At 46.9% G+C, this 16,463-nt stretch carries 12 protein-coding genes and 1 pseudogene; 10 read left to right on the forward strand and 3 right to left on the reverse strand.

Annotated features, from left to right (window positions below; genetic code table 11):
• Window positions 1–125 precede the first annotated feature (125 nt).
• Together HCG48_RS26945 and HCG48_RS22075 are read left to right on the forward strand one after the other, a co-directional pair.
• Window positions 126–506, forward strand: a pseudogene (locus HCG48_RS26945) (response regulator); the annotation flags it as partial.
• The gene (locus HCG48_RS22075) at window positions 483–1,433 is read left to right on the forward strand and encodes a sensor histidine kinase (RefSeq protein WP_375339347.1); all 951 of its coding nucleotides are present in this window, start codon (window positions 483–485) and stop codon (window positions 1,431–1,433) included. The pseudogene HCG48_RS26945 and the gene HCG48_RS22075, both read left to right, overlap by 24 nt.
• 6 nt (window positions 1,434–1,439) lie before the next feature.
• Here HCG48_RS22075 and HCG48_RS22080 read toward each other — a convergent pair whose 3' ends face one another.
• Window positions 1,440–3,008: a bifunctional aminoglycoside phosphotransferase/ATP-binding protein gene (locus tag HCG48_RS22080; protein ID WP_168571102.1), complete on the reverse strand. Its 1,569-nt coding sequence runs from the start codon at window positions 3,006–3,008 to the stop codon at window positions 1,440–1,442.
• A 292-nt stretch (window positions 3,009–3,300) separates the two neighbouring features.
• The gene (locus tag HCG48_RS22085; RefSeq protein WP_168571103.1) at window positions 3,301–4,284 is read right to left on the reverse strand and encodes an adenosine kinase; all 984 of its coding nucleotides are present in this window, start codon (window positions 4,282–4,284) and stop codon (window positions 3,301–3,303) included.
• A gap of 293 nt (window positions 4,285–4,577) precedes the next feature.
• Here HCG48_RS22085 and argC point away from each other — a divergent pair, with 293 nt between their 5' ends.
• Window positions 4,578–5,636: an N-acetyl-gamma-glutamyl-phosphate reductase gene (gene argC, locus HCG48_RS22090; RefSeq protein WP_168571104.1), complete on the forward strand. Its 1,059-nt coding sequence runs from the start codon at window positions 4,578–4,580 to the stop codon at window positions 5,634–5,636.
• A gap of 123 nt (window positions 5,637–5,759) precedes the next feature.
• On the opposite strand, the gene eno is transcribed toward argC, so the two are convergent.
• Window positions 5,760–7,046: a phosphopyruvate hydratase gene (eno, locus tag HCG48_RS22095; protein ID WP_168572020.1), complete on the reverse strand. Its 1,287-nt coding sequence runs from the start codon at window positions 7,044–7,046 to the stop codon at window positions 5,760–5,762.
• A 301-nt stretch (window positions 7,047–7,347) separates the two neighbouring features.
• On the opposite strand from eno, the gene gloA reads away from it, so the two are divergent.
• From gloA to HCG48_RS22130, 7 genes are all read left to right on the forward strand, one after another.
• Window positions 7,348–7,776, forward strand: a complete 429-nt coding sequence (gloA, locus tag HCG48_RS22100) for a lactoylglutathione lyase (protein WP_168571105.1) — start codon at window positions 7,348–7,350, stop codon at window positions 7,774–7,776.
• 174 nt (window positions 7,777–7,950) lie between these two features.
• Entirely contained in the window at window positions 7,951–10,848 is a 2,898-nt protein-coding gene (gene clpB, locus HCG48_RS22105) for an ATP-dependent chaperone ClpB (protein ID WP_168571106.1), read from the forward strand.
• Window positions 10,849–10,911: 63 nt separating this feature from the next.
• A complete protein-coding gene (hpsE, locus tag HCG48_RS22110) occupies window positions 10,912–11,877 on the forward strand; it encodes a hormogonium polysaccharide biosynthesis glycosyltransferase HpsE (protein ID WP_168571107.1) in 966 nt (321 codons plus the stop codon).
• A gap of 71 nt (window positions 11,878–11,948) precedes the next feature.
• Complete coding sequence (gene hpsE, locus HCG48_RS22115) at window positions 11,949–12,887, forward strand: hormogonium polysaccharide biosynthesis glycosyltransferase HpsE (protein ID WP_168571108.1); 939 nt, start codon at window positions 11,949–11,951, stop codon at window positions 12,885–12,887.
• A gap of 29 nt (window positions 12,888–12,916) precedes the next feature.
• Window positions 12,917–14,101 carry a glycosyltransferase gene (locus tag HCG48_RS22120; RefSeq protein ID WP_168571109.1) on the forward strand — a complete coding sequence of 395 codons (1,185 nt, stop codon included), beginning with the start codon at window positions 12,917–12,919 and terminating at the stop codon, window positions 14,099–14,101.
• A 242-nt stretch (window positions 14,102–14,343) separates the two neighbouring features.
• Window positions 14,344–15,507: a glycosyltransferase family 4 protein gene (locus HCG48_RS22125; protein WP_168571110.1), complete on the forward strand. Its 1,164-nt coding sequence runs from the start codon at window positions 14,344–14,346 to the stop codon at window positions 15,505–15,507.
• A gap of 131 nt (window positions 15,508–15,638) precedes the next feature.
• A complete protein-coding gene (locus HCG48_RS22130) occupies window positions 15,639–16,238 on the forward strand; it encodes a class I SAM-dependent methyltransferase (RefSeq protein WP_168571111.1) in 600 nt (199 codons plus the stop codon).
• The last annotated feature ends 225 nt before the right edge of the window (window positions 16,239–16,463 follow it).

Genomic DNA, 16,463 nt, shown 5'->3' on the forward strand with positions numbered 1-16,463 from the left:
TTATTTTTCTCCTGCAAACTCAGATTGTGGGTTACAATTAACTCCATCCATTCAATCAAAATCTATTTTTTTGACAGCTTAGTTCGAGTTTTTAGATACAGTTAACAAGCAAACATCACACCAAAATGATACTCGATCCGATTGGGGAATCCGCTCGTATTTTAATCGTCGATGACAATCCCACCAATTTAAAAGTTTTATGCGACTCGATTAAAGGCTCGGGATGGACAATTTTGGTCGCAACCGATGGCGAAACCGCGATCGAGCAGACCGAATATGCCAGTCCCGATCTGATTTTACTCGATGTCATGATGCCGGGAATTGATGGGTTTGAAACCTGCAAGCGGTTAAAAGCCAATCCCAACACTGCCGAAATTCCGATTATTTTTATGACCGCTTTAGCGGATACGGTCGATAAAGTCAAAGGCTTAGAACTCGGCGCCGTAGACTATATTACCAAACCTTTTCAAACTGAAGAAGCGATCGCCCGGGTTAAGGTTCATTTAAAGTTACGCTGGTTCAGTCAAACCTTAGAAGAACAAGTCAAACAACGCACGTTAGAGCTTCAAAATGCTTTAGAAGAACTCAAGACATCGCAACTGCAATTAGTTCACAGCGAAAAGATGTCTACTTTGGGTCAACTCGTCGCCGGAGTGGCTCACGAAATTAATAATCCCATTAATTTTATTGACGGCAATCTGCGTTACATTCAAGATTACGGGAAAGCCTTAATCGAACATTTGCAATTGTATCGAGAAACTTTTCCCAATCCGGGAGACGGGATCGCTACCCATGCCGAAAGCATTGATTTACCCTATATTTTAGAAGATTTTCCCAAAACAATTCAGTCGATGAAACTCGGAAGCGAACGCATCCGCAGTATCAGCCGTTCCCTTACGACTTTTTCGCGCAATGACTTATCGAATCGCGTTTTATTTGACATTCATTCCGGGATTGACAGTACCTTAGTGATTCTCAGACATCGACTGAAAGGCAATCCCGATCGCCCGGAAATTAAAATTATTAAAAATTACGGCAATATCCCGGAAGTTCGCTGTTATCCGAGCCAACTCAATCAAGTTTTTATGAATATTTTATCTAACGCGATCGATGCGTTAGAAGAAAGCGATCGCGATCGCAGTTACGAAGACATCGAAGCCAATCCCAACGAAATTCGCATTTACAGCACTTGCAAAGAGGGTTATATTTCCGTGTCCTTTAAAGATAACGGCGTCGGAATGCCGCAAGAGGTGCAAACTTGTGTCTTTGACTATTTATTTACAACCAAACCCGTCGGCAAAGGGACGGGTTTGGGACTGTCAATTAGTCGGACAATTGTTGAGGAAAAACATCGAGGACGCTTGTGTTGTTATAGCTCTCCCGGTTGCGGGACGGAGTTTACCGTAGAAATTCCGATTTCCGAACCGGAATAAGCCCGTTTAAGGGGCGAAAAATGCCTCTAATTGAGGGGCGATCGCCGCCGTCGTATCGATGGTTCTCACGTAAGCTTGCTCGCGTTCGGTAAACGATTCTGCCGCTTGTTGCTGACTGGCGAGTAAATCGGCGGTCGCGTCGGCGATATCTCCTCGACGCTGGTGCAGGCGATCGCGCAAGACCTCCATCGGCGCCGTGCAGTGGGCGATCGTCAATGGAATCTCGCGTTTTTCGGCGACGGCGATCGCCGCTTCGCGATGGTTCCGAGTGTCGTATTTCGCATCTAAAATGACGGTAAACCCTTGCGATGCCAGCAGTTCGCCCAATTCCAACAGGCGCCCGTAGGTTTTGCGACTCATTTCGGGGGTGTAGATGGCGTCAGTCCCGCGATCGTGCAAGGCGATTCCCGCTAAATGCTTGCGAACCGCATCGGAACGAATGTGAATTGCCCCCGTCGGTTTCGCCAACTGCCGCGCTACCGTGCTTTTCCCCGATCCCGACAACCCGGACATCAAAATCAGGCGCCCGCGATCGCGCCGCGTGTACTGCCAAGCCAACTCGTAATAATGGGCCGCCGTGTCCCGCGCCCGGTCTTTCTCCGTCTCGTCCACGGTCGGATCGTCGAGCAGAAAAGAGGTAACTTTTCCTCTCACGTATGCCTGCCGACTCAGGTATAAGGGTAGCACTTGCACCCCTTCCCAGTCCCCGGTTCGTTCCAAATACTCGTTTAAAAACACCGTCGCCAGGACGTGACTCCCCCGCGATTCCAAATCCATCACCGCAAAGGCGATATCGTACATGACATCGACAAACCGAAAAGATTCGTTAAATTCGATGCAGTCAAATAGAATGATGCGATCGTCGTAAAGGGCGATATTTCTTAAGTGCAGGTCGCCGTGACATTCGCGAATTTTTTCTCGTGCGATCCGGGTCTTAAATAAGTCTTTGCGTTCGACAAAAAAGCGATCGCTGTAAGCTTTCGTTTCTTCAAATTGCTGCCGCGTTTGCGGTCCGCCGATGTATTTTTCGGTTTGGCGGTAATTTTCATCGATCGCCTGACGAATTTGTGCGATTTCTCCGAATTGGAGAATGCGATCGTCAGTTTCCGTTTTTCCGTGAAATTCGGCAACGACGCGCCCCAGTTCTCTCATGCGATCTTCGCTCAATTTTCCCGCTTGAAACAAGGAACTAAACAAGCACTCTTGCGGAAATTGTCGCATTTTAACCGCATATTCTACCGGGTCGCCCGTCCCGTCGAATTCGAGGCGATCGCGTAGGGTCTCCACCGGAGTATCCGCCGTTTGGGTCAGCGCGACAACCCCTAGGTAAATTTCCGGCGCACTGCGTCGATTCATGCGGACTTCTTCTTGGCAAAAATGCCGCCGTTTCTCTAAGGTCGAATAGTCCAGAAAGCCAAAATTGACGCTTTTTTTGATTTTATAAACGTAATCCCCAGTTAGCAAAACGAATGAAGCATGGGTTTGAATTAGTTGGATCGGTTCTTTAACCGGGTGGGGATAAATGTTTGGATCGAGTAAAGCTTCGATGGTTTTTGGTAATTGATGTTCGGTCATGGTTGGGTTATTGATAGTTTACCAAAAAGGCGATCTTTGAATGAATAGGAAATAAGATAGAGGTTTGACAATTGATATTGTATTGAATGGGATAGTCCTTATTTAAACCTAAAGCACAATTCTTTTTTTGATTATTCGATCCGGTTGAAACATTTTTTAAAAGATCTTTTTTTTAGCTCGATCGAGGAATATAGAAAAATTCTAAATGACGATCGCGAAAAAAACCAGAGATTTTTGTCTCTGGTTTTCTCGATTGAAAATAAGAGGCGATCGCCTCTTATTTTATGGGTCTTTAATTTAACAGGGCTTTGGTTTCTTCCGCCGACAGTCGCGGACCGTAGGAGGTGACGATCTTGGATGCGGCGCGAGAGGCGAGATGACCCGCTTTTTCGTAACTCATGCCGTGGGTGATGCCGTAGAGGAAGGCTCCGGCGTACATATCTCCGGCGCCGACGGTATCGATCGCCTCGACTTTTTGGGCGGGAATTTCGAGCAGTTGTTCGCCGTCGAAAATGACGGAACCTTTGGGACCGATGGTGATCGCAAAGCCTTTAGCTAAGGTTTTGAAATGGGCGATCGCCCCTTGCAAATTATCGGTATCGGCCATTTGCAACGCTTCACTTTCGTTGGCAAAAATGAAATCTAAACCGGAGCCGATTACTTCGATCAAACCTTCTTTAAAAAACTTGACCATATTGGGATCGGAGAGGGAAAGGGCGGTTTTAACCCCTGCTTTTTGGGCGATATCGCGAGCGACGATCGCCGCTTCTTTGCCGTTCGTATCCCCGAGTAAATAACCTTCGATGTAGAGATATTGGGAATCTTCGATCGCGTGGGGAACCAGTTCGTCTTTAGAAAAAGTAGCGCTGACCCCGAGATAAGTATTCATAGTGCGATCGGCGTCGGGGGTGACGAAAACCAAACATTTTCCGGTAATCCCTTCGCCGGGCTCGTGGTGTTGCAAGTTGGTTTCGATCCCGCAACTGACCAGATCTTTCATGTAAAATTCGCCACTTTCATCGTCGGCGACCTTACAAGAATAGAAGCATTTGCCGCCCAATTGCCCGATCGCGACGAGGGTGTTAGCGGCGGATCCTCCCGAAATCATTTTAGACGGGCGATCGCTCAGTGTTTCGATCAGTTCTCGTTCTCGTGATTCGTCGATTAACGTCATGACGCCTTTATCGATACTGAGCTGTTGTAGCAACTCTGGGGAAAGTTGAAATTCCATGTCCACCAAAGCATTGCCAATCCCGTAAACGTGATATTTGCTCATTAACTTGTCTCTTCTGTGTCGTCTTCACTGCGAGACCGTGGCGCGAACAGGCGTCAAGTCCGCTACGCTACGGTCCTCGGCCTATATCCTAACCCATGTTGGCTCGGGGTAAAAACGGGCGGGGACGGTGGAGGCGCGAAGCTTTTCCCCTGGCAGATGTAGGCATTTCGAGACTTAAATTTCCAATTTGGTACTAAAATGCAGCAACAGTTCTGTAAAGATCTGCAAAAATCGGGGAAAGATTCGGGTCGATCGCAGGCCAGACGAGCATATCAGAGGAAAGGAGAGGTCGCATGGGAGATTCAACACGAGTCAAAGTTGGTATTGTCGGGGCATCCGGTTACGGAGGCGTGCAGTTAGTTCGTTTGATTGCCGACCATCCCCACTTGGAGTTAGTTTACGTGGGTGGCGAAAGCAGCGCGGGGAAAGCTTTTTCGGATTTATACCCTCACATGGATCTCGCCACGAATTTAACGATTGAAACGGTCGATCCCGAGACCATCGGCGATCGCTGTGACGTGGTTTTTCTCTCGTTACCGAACGGATTGGCGTGGAAAATGACGCCGACCTTGCTGGATAAAGGCTGCAAGGTTCTCGATTTGTCCGCCGATTACCGTTTTAGCAATTTAGATACCTATCAAGCCTGGTATGGGGGCGATCGCACCGATAAAGAGGTGGCGGCGACGGCGGTTTACGGCTTGCCGGAATTGTACCGCGATCGCATTAAAGACGCCCAACTCGTCGGCTGTCCCGGTTGCTATCCCACCGCCAGTTTGCTCGCTCTGGCGCCCTTGCTCAAACAAGGGATGATCGTGCCGGAAAGTGCCATTATCGACGCGAAATCGGGAACCTCTGGCGGCGGTCGCAAAGCGAAAGTGAATTTGTTATTAGCGGAAGCAGATAATTCTTTTGCCGCTTACGGCGTTGCCAGCCACCGCCACACGCCAGAAATCGAGCAAATTTGCAGCGATTTGGCCGGACACGAGGTTTTAGTTCAGTTTACGCCCCACTTAATCCCGATGGTGCGGGGGATTTTGTCCACGGTCTACGCCAACTTACGCGATCCCGGCCTGGTTCGGGAGGATTTAGTGACGATTTACACGGCGTTTTACCGCAATTGCCCGTGGGTGAAGGTGCTTCCGGCGGGAGTTTATCCCCAGACCAAATGGGCGATGGGTAGTAATATGTGTTACCTCGGCGTCGAAATCGACCAACGCACCGATCGCGCGATCGTCATGTCAGGGATTGATAACTTGCTCAAAGGTCAAGCGGGGCAGGCGATTCAATGTCTGAATTTGATGATGGATTGGGACGAAACCCTCGGGTTGCCCCAGTTGGGCTTTTATCCGTAGGACGGGCGATCGTCTCCTCTCTACCGCCATTATCTATACATAGGACTTTGCCCGCTAGGGACACGGCAATGCCGTGTCCCTAGCACGTTCGAGAGGCTGGCGCTACGAATCCCTAGCGACTGCCTAGCGACGCGGACCTAAGCCGATCGTCCCGGCGTAGACCGCGCGATCGCCCAACTCGTCCTCGATCCGCAGTAAACGATTGTACTTCGCCACCCGTTCGCTACGGCAGAGGGAACCCGTTTTAATTTGTCCGGCGCGGGTCGCGACGGCCAGATCGGCGATCGTCGTATCTTCCGTTTCGCCGGAACGGTGGCTGATCACCGAAGTATAACCGTTGCGGTTGGCCATATCGATCGTGTCGAGGGTTTCGGTCAGGGAACCGATTTGATTGAGTTTGATCAAGATCGAATTCCCCGCATTGCTGTCAATCCCTTTCTTCAAGCGGGTGGGATTGGTCACGAATAAGTCGTCGCCGACTAACTGCACCTTGTCGCCCAATTTCTGGGTCAACAGTTGCCAATTTTGCCAATCTTCCTCGTGCAAACCGTCTTCAATCGAAACGATCGGGTATTCGGCGACCAAGCGTTCCAAATAGGCGATCGCCTCCGCCGGAGGGTGGGCGCTGCCTTCGTAAATATACTGACCGTCCTTATAAAATTCACTCGCCGCCACGTCTAACGCCAACGCCACTTGTTCGCCCGGTTTGTAACCCGCCTTAGAAATGGCTGCCATCAAGATTTCGAGCGCTTCTTGGTTGGAACCGAGGTTCGGCGCAAAACCGCCCTCGTCGCCGACCCCGGTGAGCAACCCTTTCTCGTCGAGAACCGTACTCAAAGAGGCGAACACTTCCGCCCCCCAGCGCAGGGCTTCGCGGAACGTCGGCGCCCCGACCGGAACGATCATGAATTCTTGAAAATCGATATTATTGGCGGCGTGGGCGCCCCCGTTAATCACGTTCATCAACGGAACGGGCAGCACGTTAGAGATCGGACCGCCTAAGTAACGATAGAGCGGAATTCCCAGGGCGTCCGCGCCCGCTTTCGCCGTGGCCAGAGACACGGCTAAAATCGCATTGGCGCCGAGATTGGCTTTGTTGGGGGAACCGTCGAGGGCGATCGCCGTATGGTCTACCGTGGCTTGATCTAAACCGTCCAACCCTTCGAGGTTAGGGGCGATTTTGTGGATGACATTATCCACCGCCGTTTGAACCCCTTTACCGCCATAACGATTTTTGTCGCCGTCGCGCAGTTCGTGAGCTTCAAACGAGCCCGTGGAAGCGCCGCTAGGAACTTGAGCCAGACCCCGGGCGCCATTGGCCAAGATTACCTCGGCTTCAATGGTCGGACGTCCGCGAGAATCGAGAATTTCGCGGGCGTTAATCATGTCAATCGCCGTATTATCTAACATACTGATGATTCCCTCTTCTGCTTGCAGGATTTGGAGTGCAACTCGCCAATCGTGGACTGTTCGAGCGATCGCCCCTCCCCATAGCCGGACAGGACCGGAGGGGCGATCGAGGCAAACTCTCAAATAAACTCTCAAAAGTTTACCGGATTTACTTCCCCGATAGCGTTAGCCTAGCTACGATGCGCTAACCGAGTCCCCAACGCGATCGAAATCTAAACTCCAAACTCTAAACTCCAAACTCCAAACTCCCCAAAACCCCTCCCTTTACAATAAAAAAGAAACTCGCAACAGGAGGGTCTCGATGCGACTGTTACACACCATGCTGCGCGTCGGCAATTTAGACAAATCCCTAGATTTTTACTGCAACATCCTCGGGATGAACTTGCTGCGCCAAAAAGACTATCCCGGCGGTGAATTCACCCTCGCCTTCGTCGGATACGGCGACGAGTCCGAAACTGCCGTCATCGAGTTGACCTATAACTGGGGGAAAGACCATTACGACCTCGGCGACGGTTACGGTCACATCGCCCTCGGCGTAGATGACATTTACGGCGTTTGCGAACAAATCAAAGCCAAAGGCGGCACCGTCACCCGCGAACCCGGACCGATGAAACACGGATCCACCGTGATTGCTTTCGTCCAAGATCCCGACGGCTATAAAATCGAGTTAATTCAACTGGGAACCCAGGGATCGGCCACGGAAAAAGAGAAAGCGACTGCAGCGAGTTAAATCAGGCTCGACGGCGGGCGTCGGTACGCCCGCCTCGATCGCGACAGCAAAGCCGTTCGGGGGAAAATCTGAGATAGACTACAGGTGTTCGTTTCCCGTGATTTTGAGTTTCAATAGAAACGAACTGTCGGCCTAACGACCCAGCACCTTTTGGAGGCACCGAGCATTTAAAACATGCAGCCCACTGACGCCAGTAAGTTTACCGATCGCGCTTGGGAAGCGATTGTCAAATCCCAAGATGTCGCGCGCCGTTACCAACACCAACAGCTCGAAGTCGAACACGTGGCGATCGCCTTGCTCGAACAAGAAGGACTCGCCAATCGGATCCTGCCGCGCGCCGGGATCCTGCCGGAAAAACTCCTGCAACAACTCAATGCGTTTGCGGCCCGTCAGGCGAAAGTCGCCAACACGAGCCAGCTTTATCTCGGGCGCGGTTTGGACTTGCTACTCGACAAAGCCGAAGCCGCCCGCGAATCCTGGCAAGATAGTTATATCTCCATCGAGCATTTACTGATCGCCTTGTGGGAAGACGAGCGCGTGGGTCGTCGCGTCATCAAAGCATCCACCGCCGACCCGCGCACGCCGTTCGACCCGCAACTATTGGAAACGGCGATTAAGGAAACGCGCGGTAAAGCCAAAGTCCAAGACCAAAACCCGGAAAGCCAGTACGAAGCGTTAGAAAAATACGGACGCGACCTCACCGAACAGGCGAAAGCCGGAAAGTTAGACCCGGTGATCGGTCGCGATGAAGAAATCCGCCGGGTGATCCAAGTGCTATCGCGGCGCACCAAAAACAATCCCGTTTTAATCGGGGAACCGGGGGTCGGTAAAACGGCGATCGCCGAAGGACTCGCCCAGCGCATCGTCAACGGCGACGTTCCCGAATCCCTCAAAAACCGCCAGCTCATCTCTCTGGACATGGGCAGTTTGATCGCCGGAGCCAAATTCCGAGGCGAATTTGAAGAACGCCTGCGGGCGGTCCTGCGCGAAGTCACCCAATCGGAAGGTCAAATCGTCCTGTTTATCGACGAACTGCATACGGTCGTCGGGACGGGCGCCGGACAGGGAACCATGGATGCGGGGAATTTACTCAAACCGATGCTCGCCCGAGGTGAGCTACGTTGTATCGGCGCCACGACTTTAGACGAGTTTCGCAAGCATATCGAAAAAGATGCGGCCCTAGAGCGACGTTTTCAACAGGTGCTCGTGGATCAGCCGACGGTGGACGATACGATTTCGATTTTACGCGGCTTGAAAGAGCGCTACGAAGTTCACCACGGGGTTAAAATTCTCGATTCGGCCCTGGTGGCGGCGGCGAATTTGTCTCACCGCTACATCAGCGATCGCTTCCTCCCGGATAAGGCGATCGACCTGGTAGACGAAGCCGCCGCGAAATTAAAAATGGAGATTACCTCCAAACCCGACGAACTCGAAGATGTAGAACGCCGGGTCATGCAGTTGGAGATGGAAAAACTCTCCCTCGAAGGGGAAGGCAATACGAGCGTTCCCCTCCCGACCGGAAGCGCCTACAGTTCTTCAAAAGAGCGCTTGGAGCGGATCGAAGCGGAAATTAAGCAGTTAAAAGGGCAACAGCAGACCCTCAGCGATCGCTGGAAAGCCGAGAAGCAGTTACTCGACGCTATCAATACCCTCAAAGAGGAAGAAGACCAACTGCGGGTTAAAATCGAGCGCGCCGAGCGTCATTACGACCTCAACACTGCCGCTCAGTTAAAATACGGACGCTTGGAAGTGGTCCAGCGCGATCGTGAAGCGAAAGAAGCGGAACTCGTCAAACTGCAATCCGAAGGCTCCTCCCTCCTGCGCGAACAAGTCACCGACGCCGACATCGCCGAAATCGTCGCCAAATGGACCGGAATTCCCCTCAATCGGCTGTTGGAATCCGAGCGCCAAAAATTACTCAAACTCGAATCTTACCTGCACCAGCGCGTGATCGGCCAAGAAGAGGCGGTTTCTGCCGTCGCTGCTGCCATTCGCCGCGCTCGCGCCGGAATGAAAGACCCCGGGCGACCGATCGGCTCGTTCTTGTTTATGGGACCGACGGGAGTGGGGAAAACTGAGCTGGCGCGCACCTTAGCGGCGGCCCTGTTCGACACCGAAGATGCCCTCGTGCGCATCGACATGTCCGAGTATATGGAGAAACATTCGGTGTCGCGCTTGGTCGGCGCCCCTCCCGGTTATGTCGGCTACGACCAAGGCGGACAACTCTCCGAAAGCGTGCGCCGTCACCCTTACGCGGTGATTCTGTTCGACGAAGTGGAGAAGGCTCACCCCGACGTATTTAACATTTTGTTGCAAGTGCTTGACGACGGGCGGATCACCGATGCCCAAGGTCGCGGGGTCGATTTTAGAAATACGGCGATCGTCATGACCAGCAATATCGGCAGCGATTACATTCTCGACGTCGCCGGAGATGACAGCCAGTATGAAGAAATGCGAAAACGGGTGGTCAATGCCCTGCGATCGCATTTCCGCCCGGAATTTCTCAACCGCGTGGATGATATTATCCTGTTCCACCCCCTTTCTCGCTCCGAACTGCGCCAAATCGTCGGGATTCAGCTCAAGCGCATCGAACGCCTGCTCGCCGACCAGAAAATTCGCCTGGAAATGACCCCGCAAGCGCAAGACTATATCGCCGAAGTGGGTTACGATCCGGTCTATGGGGCCAGACCCCTGAAACGGGCGATCCAACGGGAATTAGAAAACCCCCTGGCTACGTTATTATTGGAGCAGAAGTTTGTCAGTGGCGACACGGTTTATATCGATCGCGACGAAAGCACGTTAGTTTTCGACAACCAACCCCTGACTGAAGCAGCATCATCGAACCGCTATGGGGAAAAAGAGCCGATTTCTAAAGCAAAGGTAGGGGAAGCTTCGATTACAGAAGAACTCCAAGAAGTGAAAGAAGAAATTGAAGGCGAACCCCAACAAGAAACGGAACGAGAACTCAAAGATGTATGGCGAAATGAGGTGGAAGAAGCCCAAACGCGCCGGGAAGTTTCTACCTTCAGCAGCGAACCGACCATCGATATTACCGGAGAGGAAGTGAATTAAGCTAAAGGACGGCGATCGCCAAATTTACAACCCTAAAACGACAAAACCAAAACGAGGCGGGTTATGGTCGATTTTACAGTAGCCATCTGCACCTACAACGGTGCAAATCGCTTGCCCGAAGTGTTGGAAAATTTGAAAAAACAAGTCAATACCGAGGGCTTTTCGTGGGAAGTTATTGTCATCGATAATAACAGCAATGACGATACGCCCCAGGCGATCGCGATCGCCCGAGAAACCTGGCCCGCCTCGATTCCCTTCCACGCCTATTTTGAAAGCCAACAAGGGGCAGGGTTCGCTCGCAAAAAAGCTATTTGCGAAGCGCGATCGCCGTTAGTTGGCTTTCTCGACGACGACAATTTACCCGAACCCAATTGGGTCGCGGCGGCGGTACAATTTGCCCGCGAACACCCGCAAGCGGGAGCCTACGGCAGCCAAATTCACGGCGCTTTTGAAGCCGAACCACCGCCGAATTTCAGACGCATTCAATCGTTATTTGCTATTATAGAAAGAGGATCGCAACCGCTTTGTTACGATCCCAAAAGTAATTTACTGCCCCCTTCGGCGGGATTAGTCGTGCGTAAACAAGCATGGCTCGATAATGTTCCCGAACGCTGCATTTTAAGTGGCAGAATTCCCGGAAGTATGCTCACCAGTGAAGATTTAGAAGTGTTATCCTACATTCAAAAATCGGACTGGGAAATTTGGTACAACCCGGCGATGGAGATCGAACATAAAATCGGGCGATCGCGCCTCCAACGAGCCTATTTATTGCCCTTTTTACGCGGAATTGGCTTAAGTCGCTACGTCACCCGCATGGTTCGCATTCCGCCATCGTTGAGACCGCTAGCGGCGATCGTCTACATGGTCAACGACCTGCGAAAAATCCTCCAATACTTATTAAAATACCGCACTCAAATCAAAAATGATTTAATAATAGAGGGCGAATTTGAGTTATTAACGAGTAGTTTTATCAGTCCTTTTTATCTCTGGAAACATGGTTATTTAAAGAAGGAGTCAGGCATCCCGTAGCGTGCAGATCTTGCCCGCCTTTCAATCTGGAATTCAGGGATTTCTATCGTTTACATCTCTCTCCCAAAATCATGCTAGATTTCACTGTCGCTATTCCCACTTATAATGGAGCGGAAAGACTCCCACAGGTTTTGGAGAAGGTGCGATCGCAAATCCAAACTGAATCGCTCAAGTGGGAAGTTATTGTCATCGACAACAATAGCAGCGACAACACCGAAGAAGTTGTCAAAAACTATCAAGAAACCTGGCCGCGATCGATTCCACTGAAATACATTTTAGAGTCCGAACAAGGCGCTGCCTTCGCTCGATTACGAGCCGTTAAAGAAGCGAAAGGAGAATATATTGCCTTTCTTGACGATGACAACTGGCCCGAACCCAATTGGCTCATTTCAGCTTATTCTTTTTGCAAAGAACATCCTCAAGCGGGGGCGATCGGCGGTCAAATTCACGCCAATTACGAAATCCCTCCCCCCGAAAACTTCAAACCCATCGAACCTTTCCTCGCCATCCGAGAACATGGTTCGCAACCCTTTCGATTCGACGCAGCTAACCTCAGACTCCCTCCTGCTGCATCCCTCATCGTCCGCAAACAGGCATGGCAAGAAAGCGTCCCTCCTCGTCCCAGCTTAACCGGAAAACTCCCCGGTCTTTTAATTCAAGGCGACGACTACGAACCACTTCTTTATCTACATAAGCATGGCTGGGAAATTTGGTACAATCCTGAGATGCATACCTATCATCAAATTCCTAAATGGCGCTTAGAAAAAGACTATTTATTGAAACTAGCCCAAGGTTGTGGATTGGCAACCTGCAAACTCTTAATGATTAATGCCAAACCGTGGCAAAAACCGTGGATTATTCTTAGAACTATTGTAGGGAATGGAAAGCGTCTAGTTTTACATTTTTTAAAATATAAAGGAAAATTAAAAAATAACTTAACGGCCACCTTTCAAATTAACTTTTATTTACAATGTTCTCTAAGTCCCATTGAGTTATTGAGAAAAAGATAATAGCTTCAATTAAATTCATTAAAGTAATTATGTCTCTTCGTAAAGAAAAACTAACATTTGTTCTAAAAAGTTTAAATTATGGAGGAATAGAGCGACTTGCATTTAACCTTCTCAATTTTATTGCTCAACGTCAAGACTTATCCATTGATTTAGTCGTAGGCTGGGGTAAAGGGGTATACGAACAAGAAATTCCCGACAATGTCAGAACCATCGATCTCAAAATTCATTTAGAGAATAGAATAAAAAGTTATATTAGTTTAACAGATAAATTAACGAAATATTTTGCAGCAGAAAATCCAAATTATATTTTTTCATATTTGCCAATTGCGAATATTTGCTCGGCGATCGCTTGGTCTCTACATCATCAAAGCAGCAAACTTATTTTAATAGAACAAACTTTATTATTTAATGATTTAGTAAAACTACAAGGATACCGTCATTCAGTCAAAAGTCATTTAAAAGATAATACAAAAAATAGTTTATTTTCTATCACTTTGCCTTTGGCAATGAAATTATGGTATCCGCAAGTAACTGCGGTTGTTTCTGATTCTCTAGGGTTAGCAAGAGGAATCGAAAAAGGCTTGAATTTAAAACCCGGTTTAATCAAAACAATTTATAACCCCGTTATTGATAAAAAAGTCCCTATAGCGTTAGAAGACTCCATTGCTCATCCTTGGTTAACTTCACCACAGGCTCCTGTTTTTATTTCCGTAGGACGATTTGCTCCACAAAAAGACCACTTTACTCTCATTCAAGCTTTTTTTCTACTCAGAAAAAAACGTCCGGCCAAACTCATTATATTAGGCGATGGTGAATTAAGAAAACAAATAGAAAACTTAGTGGATGAATTAAATATTCGCTCTGATGTGGATTTACCGGGGTTTGTTAAAAATCCATATCCTTATTTAAAACAGGCAAACACCTTTGTTCTCTCATCTTTATGGGAAGGTTTACCAACGGTCTTAATTGAAGCATTAGCAAGTGGATGTCAGGTCGTTTCAACTAACTGTCAGTATGGACCTGATGAAATTTTAGAAAATGGAAAATACGGTTGGTTAGTTCCTATAACAGATACTTCGGCCTTATCTAAAGCAATGGAACATAGTTTGGAGTCCCCCATAGATCGAACTCTTCTCAAGCAACGTGCAAACTACTTTACCGTTAAGCGAGCTGCCAATGAATATTTACAATTAGTTGGCTTATCAACCGAGTGAATAATGATTATTATCTTTTGCAAAATTTATAAATTTTAATGATTCAAGTCAATCGAGCTATACCAATTTTATCTGAGCTGTAACATTTATTGAATAGTAAAGAGACGATACCGATTTTTTTCTCAATCCACCCATTTAATCTGTCATTTCTGTCGGAAATTCACCAATTGAACTCGGACTAAACCCAAAGTCGAATCGGGTTAACAGTCTCTTTATTGTTCCAACTTGTTTAGTATTGCTATATGTACATTATTGCTTTAGAAACCGATCCTTCATCATCGCTTGGTGGCAAGCACTTAAGCCTGTTTGAAGTTTGTCAAGAATTAGCAAAACGGGGCCATCATATTATCCTAATTTACCTACGTACAGGCGATTTATTAGAAGAATATCAAAAGTTCTGTGTTAACTTAATTCATATCGAAGAATGGCGAATAGATCGACAACATCCCATAACTAGCAGTATAAAGTTTTTAAAAACTATTACTGCTGTTAGTTGTTTATTGAAAATACCTAGTTATCGAAATTCTTTAATTTATTTCGATAACTACCTATGGAGTCCCTTTGCGATTGCTCTCAGCTACCTTAAACGCATCCCATCTGTCTTTCATATTCGCTTAGCTTTAGGGGAAAAAATTATTTTTCATAAACAAGATACTTACGCAATTTCTAAAATAAATCGGTTTATTGCTATTTCTAATCATACCCTAAAAACTTGGTCTCACACCTTGAATCTTTCACCTTCAAAGATACAAGTTATTTATAATGGAACCAATACAGAAAAGTTTAAACCGATTACTAATTATCAGTCTCTTAGAAAACAATGGAAAATTCCTCCAGGAACTAGAGTGATTTCTTATATAGGACGTCTCGATCCTGAAAAAGGAATAGAAACTTTGTTAAAAGCTTGTGCATTAGCGATCGTTAAATTTAAAATTCCTTTAAAAATTTTCTTAGCTGGTATTCCAGTCGCTCACCGCACAGAAAAAGACAAACAACAATATCAACTGAATTTACAAAAATTAATTAAAGATCTAAAACTACAAAATAATGTAAAAATTTTAGGTCATGTCAAAACGACATCAATACTTTATCAACTTAGCGATCTAACTATTTTACCGAGCATCTATCCAGAACCATTTGGTCGCAGTATTATCGAATCGATGGCTTGTGGAACTCCAGTTATCGCCAGTAATATTGGAGGAATTCCTGAAATTCTAGGCAGTGACTTTGAAGATCAAATGTTTCAACCGGGTGATGAAGAAGAGCTATCTCTTAAAATTAATGCCTTTATTAATTGGCGAGATCGTCAAAAATATCTAGGTGAAAAAAGCAGGAAATGTATTATCGAAAAATTCACCTTGGATAACACTATCGATCGAATCGAACAGTTATTGTTAAAAATATAAAGAATTCACAAAAATCATTAAAACCAATTTCCATTGAGATAGAATAGATTAAATACTTTCAATTTGAGTTTTTGAGCCAACTAAAAAAACTACATCTTAATTCAGACAAAACTAGTATTAGGAGTTCAGACATGGATCGCGAATATATTACCAAGCATCGGATGGTAACTTACTACAACCAAGTTAGAATTATTAAATCTTTAGGAAAATCAGTTACAAATATTTTAGAAATTGGTATCTTAAATTCGATTTTTGCTCATCTTATGAGTCCTAATGGTTATCAGGTGACAACGGCTGATATTAACCCAGATCTCAAACCAGATATTCTACTTAACTTAATGACAGACTTTGAACTGCCAAAAGATACTTTCGATGTTATTGTTGCATTTCAAGTCTTAGAACATATTCCTTACGATTTTTTTGAAAAAGTTTTAATCAAGTTTTCAGAAGCCAGCAAAAAATATGTTGTAATTTCCCTACCCTATCAAAGTATTTTTATGACCCTACAGTTTCATGCTTCTTTCGCTTGGACTCCAAAATATCTAAAATTAGAAATTCCTAAATTTTGGCATTCAACTCCCTTGTCTGAAGAACATTACTGGGAAATTGGCTTAAAGGGATATCCTAAAAAACGCATCCTCAAATCCATTGAAACCACAGGTCTGAAATTGAAACGACAATTCCAGGATCCCTATTATCCATATCACTACTTTTTTGTACTTGAGAAATAATGAATTTAACTCAACTCTCTATGAGCAAAAAATAATGTTAATTGATGAATAACACTAATGACTGACCCCTTCATTTGTTGGGGTCATTGAATCGATTCAATTAATTTATTTATAGAATTAAAATTTATTTGTGTAGAGATTAAACTATTTATTGGAGTTTATTTGAGTAGATATAAAATCGTTGTTTATAGATTTGGGTGGATTAAATTGTACAAAATAACTTGA

The sequence above is a fragment of the Oxynema aestuarii AP17 genome (assembly GCF_012295525.1).
Classification (GTDB): domain Bacteria; phylum Cyanobacteriota; class Cyanobacteriia; order Cyanobacteriales; family Laspinemataceae; genus Oxynema; species Oxynema aestuarii.

What these genes read in the sequence shown, in the direction of transcription:
- argC (WP_168571104.1), top strand. Translation starts at nt 4,578, where the DNA reads ATGGGAGATTCAACACGAGTCAAAGTTGGTATTGTCGGGGCATCCGGT.
- clpB (WP_168571106.1), top strand. Translation starts at nt 7,951, where the DNA reads ATGCAGCCCACTGACGCCAGTAAGTTTACCGATCGCGCTTGGGAAGCG.
- gloA (WP_168571105.1), top strand. Translation starts at nt 7,348, where the DNA reads ATGCGACTGTTACACACCATGCTGCGCGTCGGCAATTTAGACAAATCC.
- HCG48_RS22085 (WP_168571103.1), bottom strand. Translation starts at nt 4,284, where the DNA reads ATGAGCAAATATCACGTTTACGGGATTGGCAATGCTTTGGTGGACATG.
- eno (WP_168572020.1), bottom strand. Translation starts at nt 7,046, where the DNA reads ATGTTAGATAATACGGCGATTGACATGATTAACGCCCGCGAAATTCTC.
- HCG48_RS22130 (WP_168571111.1), top strand. Translation starts at nt 15,639, where the DNA reads ATGGATCGCGAATATATTACCAAGCATCGGATGGTAACTTACTACAAC.
- HCG48_RS22120 (WP_168571109.1), top strand. Translation starts at nt 12,917, where the DNA reads ATGTCTCTTCGTAAAGAAAAACTAACATTTGTTCTAAAAAGTTTAAAT.
- HCG48_RS22125 (WP_168571110.1), top strand. Translation starts at nt 14,344, where the DNA reads ATGTACATTATTGCTTTAGAAACCGATCCTTCATCATCGCTTGGTGGC.
- hpsE (WP_168571108.1), top strand. Translation starts at nt 11,949, where the DNA reads ATGCTAGATTTCACTGTCGCTATTCCCACTTATAATGGAGCGGAAAGA.
- hpsE (WP_168571107.1), top strand. Translation starts at nt 10,912, where the DNA reads ATGGTCGATTTTACAGTAGCCATCTGCACCTACAACGGTGCAAATCGC.
- HCG48_RS22080 (WP_168571102.1), bottom strand. Translation starts at nt 3,008, where the DNA reads ATGACCGAACATCAATTACCAAAAACCATCGAAGCTTTACTCGATCCA.